We start from the raw sequence: 1,891 nt of genomic DNA on the forward strand, positions 1-1,891 counted from the left end.
GGCGCCGGAGAGGCCCGGGGGGTTCGACGACGCCGCTCGGGGAGTCGTGTGCCACCGCGGGAGGAGGCGCGATCGTCCGCTCCGACGGGGCGGTCACGACGCGATCTCGTCCTCGTAGGGGCGCACTTCCCGTCGTGGGTCGCGTGCCGCCGCCTGCGGGCCGAGCACGCCGCGGTCGACCTGCGGGTGCTCGACCGTCCGCCACCCCGCGTGGGCGGTGGCGCCGACACGCCGGACAGCGACGTTGTTCCACTCCAGGAGGTCCGCGACGGTGGCGGTCGAGCAGGGGTCCGCCGCGGCGCGCAACGCGGCCCGGGCGGCGCCACCCGGGGTGGCCGGCGGGATCACCAGCAGCCGGGTCCGGGCGCGGTCCGGTCCGATCATGGTGACCGTGTGGGGCTGCGAGGTCCGGAAGCCCTCCATGCGCACCACCGCGTCGCCCACGGGGAGGCGGCGTCCGACGACGTCCCACGCGTCGAGGTCGTAGGAGACCCGCAGCACGGGCCTGCCCAGCGCGGCCATGGCCGTGATCAGCGGGGGGAACTCGGTCGTCGGGTCGTTGGACCGCGGCCACCAGCCGCCGTCGACGGAGCCCGGCGCGGCGGTGGGCGGTTTCACGGTCCACCGGGACCGGCGCGCTGTGGTCGGGTCGGTCGTGGGGGGACCTGACTGGTTCGAGGTCAACTCGGCGTTCCCGCCTCCGGCCGGAGCGGCCGGACTCGTGGTGCGCCCAAGGCGGTGCCGGCTCGACGCCGGCGCTCGATGCGCCCTCGGTACGTCCCACATTACGCCGGAGAACACGTCGAGAACGATTTTCTGGAATCTTTCCGGGCGAGAGGTGCGGGAAAGGATCCGAGTTCGAAAAGTGTCCCGGATCGGGTTTGGAATGGCCTTGTGCGGAGAGGACGGCCGCCGATACGCTCAATACCTGCTATTCGTCAGCCCGCCCGGACCCCGCGGACGCCACCCTCAGGCGAGGAGAGCCTCCGTGAGTGCCGACGCCCGAAGTGCCGCTCGACCGCCGTCACCCGCAGTGGCGACCCCGCTGCCCGGCGCACTCCTGGAGGTGGCGGTGCGGCCCCTGTCGCCCCGCACCCTGCTGTGCGCGGTGTCCGGTGTCGTGGACCTGTTCACCGCACCCCACCTGCGCGACCGGCTCCTGGGGCAGATCCGCTCCGGCGGTCCGGACCTGGTGGTCGACCTCGGCGAGGTGGGCATCCTCAGCGCGGCCGGTCTCACCGTCCTGGTAGAGACCCGGGCGGCGGCCGAGGCGTCCGGGGTGGGGCTGTGCGTCGTGGCCCGGACCCGTCCGGTCCTGCGGGCGCTGGCCGTCACCGGACTGGACGTCGAGTTCGAGGTGGTCCCCCACGTCGACGGTGTGCCGCGCGAAGGTCCCGATCAGCTGTCCGCGCGGGCCGGCGTCAGGCCCGGTCGCTGATGTTCCCCTGGCCTGACTTGCCGTAGGTCGCACCGCTCGACTCGACGGAGCACAGACAACCGCGGTGCAGTCCGCCCGTCCGGGTCGCGGCGCAGAACCGCCGTGCGAGGGGGTCGTGGGCGTCCGCCGGGTGCGGGCACGCGGGGCAGGACGGCTCGGCCTGCACCGCGCTGTCGGGTGCCAGGGGATCGAGCAGCACGGGTGTGGTCGTCATCGGTCCGTCCTTCGTGTGGTTCGAGCGTGGGTCCGATGCACTGCCGTCGCCGACGTCGAGTCGCGTACGGGAAATCCTTCGGCCTGGCCGGCGGGAACGCATCGGATGAGAACGACTTCGCCGAGGGCTGGAGCGACACCACCAAGCGTACTCCGAATACCCGACCGGTTGTCGTCGGGCGTCATTCCCGTCATTTCCCGGGTGAGTCGCTTCCGCGGCACACCGCTCGGGGCACACCG

Annotated in this window: 3 protein-coding genes; 1 reads left to right on the forward strand and 2 read right to left on the reverse strand. The window is 73.0% G+C overall.

What is annotated here, in order from left to right; all coding sequences use genetic code 11:
- Positions 1-93: 93 nt before the first annotated feature.
- Complete coding sequence (locus tag AB0G02_RS37730; protein ID WP_360804557.1) at positions 94-618, reverse strand: DUF5994 family protein; 525 nt, start codon at positions 616-618, stop codon at positions 94-96.
- A 370-nt stretch (positions 619-988) separates the two neighbouring features.
- Here AB0G02_RS37730 and AB0G02_RS37735 point away from each other — a divergent pair, with 370 nt between their 5' ends.
- Positions 989-1,438 (forward strand): STAS domain-containing protein, encoded by a 450-nt coding sequence (locus AB0G02_RS37735; RefSeq protein ID WP_360804560.1) that lies wholly within the window; start codon positions 989-991, stop codon positions 1,436-1,438.
- Here AB0G02_RS37735 and AB0G02_RS37740 read toward each other — a convergent pair.
- On the reverse strand, positions 1,422-1,652 hold the full coding sequence (locus AB0G02_RS37740) for an RGCVC family protein (RefSeq protein WP_360804563.1): 231 nt from the start codon (positions 1,650-1,652) through the stop codon (positions 1,422-1,424). The two genes, AB0G02_RS37735 and AB0G02_RS37740, sit on opposite strands and share 17 nt — an antisense overlap.
- Positions 1,653-1,891: the final 239 nt, after the last annotated feature.

This window comes from Actinosynnema sp. NPDC023658, assembly GCF_040639995.1.
Lineage (GTDB): Bacteria > Actinomycetota > Actinomycetes > Mycobacteriales > Pseudonocardiaceae > Actinosynnema.

Coding starts and splice junctions, on each gene's coding strand:
- AB0G02_RS37740 (WP_360804563.1), bottom strand. CDS start 1,652: ATGACGACCACACCCGTGCTGCTCGATCCCCTGGCACCCGACAGCGCG.